The sequence below is a fragment of the Pseudomonas sp. P5_B2 genome (assembly GCF_056400445.1).
In genome coordinates this window covers 1-919 of sequence record NZ_JBFULH010001165.1, presented here as the reverse complement: position 1 = coordinate 919, position 919 = coordinate 1, and the positions used below count along the sequence as shown (strand labels likewise).

Genomic DNA, 919 nt, shown 5'->3' with positions numbered 1-919 from the left:
TCGGCATTGTCGACTCTGGCGATGATCGTCTATCCGATGATCGTCAACTGGCTCTCGCTGTCGCCGCAGATCGCCGGGGTGTTCCTCGGTGCGACTATCCACGATGTCGCCCAGGTCGTCGGCGCCGGCTACGGCATGTCCACCGAGACCGGCGATACCGCCACTGTGGTCAAGTTGATGCGGGTCGCCATGCTGCTGCCGGTGATCGTCACCGCCGCCATGATTACCCGCATGCAGGGCGCCGATCCGACCGGCAAGCGCCCACCGCTGCTGCCATGGTTCGCCGTCGGCTTCCTGATCCTGGCCTGCATCAACAGCACCGGCTGGATCACGCCGGCCGTGCAAGGCGGGGTCAATGAACTGTCGCGCTGGTGCCTGGTGATTTCCATCAGTGCCCTGGGCATGAAAACCAGGCTCAAGGAACTGGCGGCGGTGGGGATCAAGCCGATCCTGCTGATGGTCGGGGAAACGGTGTTTCTCGTGGTGCTGGTGCTCTTGCTACTGCACTGGGGCTTCTGAACTCACACAAGTTTATGGCAGGGCTTCACTGGGTTGGCTCCTCGTTACAGTGAAGCTCACTACCGGTGTCACAAGCACCGGTTTCCGCGGCGACTGTACCAGCAGCCGCCGTTTTTTTGTGTGCGTTAAAAGGGATTGGGGGACAGCTCCCTGTCAGGGAGCGACCGTTTGTTTCTGCGCGCGACGCCACGCCGCTGGCGGCATGCCGAACTGGTTAATGAACCAGCGGGTGAAGGAGCTGGCCATGGAGAAGCCGAACAGGTCGGCGATGTGGCTCAACGAGTGGTTGGGGTTTTCCAGGTATCGCAGCGCCAGGTCGCGGCGCACCTCGTTGATCAGGTCGTTGAAGGCACAGCCGTCGTCTTGGAGGCGGCGTTGGAAGGTACGCACGTTCATGCCC

General features: G+C 61.9%; 2 protein-coding genes. One reads left to right on the top strand and one right to left on the bottom strand.

Translation table 11 applies throughout. The features are described from left to right. Positions 1–519, top strand: a 519-nt coding sequence (locus AC1DRJ_RS29935) for a YeiH family protein (RefSeq protein WP_477805304.1), incomplete at its 5' end; no start/stop codon positions are given. Positions 520–672: 153 nt separating this feature from the next. Here the strand turns inward: AC1DRJ_RS29935 and AC1DRJ_RS29930 are convergent. Beyond that, on the bottom strand, positions 673–919 hold a 247-nt coding region (locus AC1DRJ_RS29930; RefSeq protein ID WP_477805303.1), incomplete at its 5' end, for a helix-turn-helix transcriptional regulator.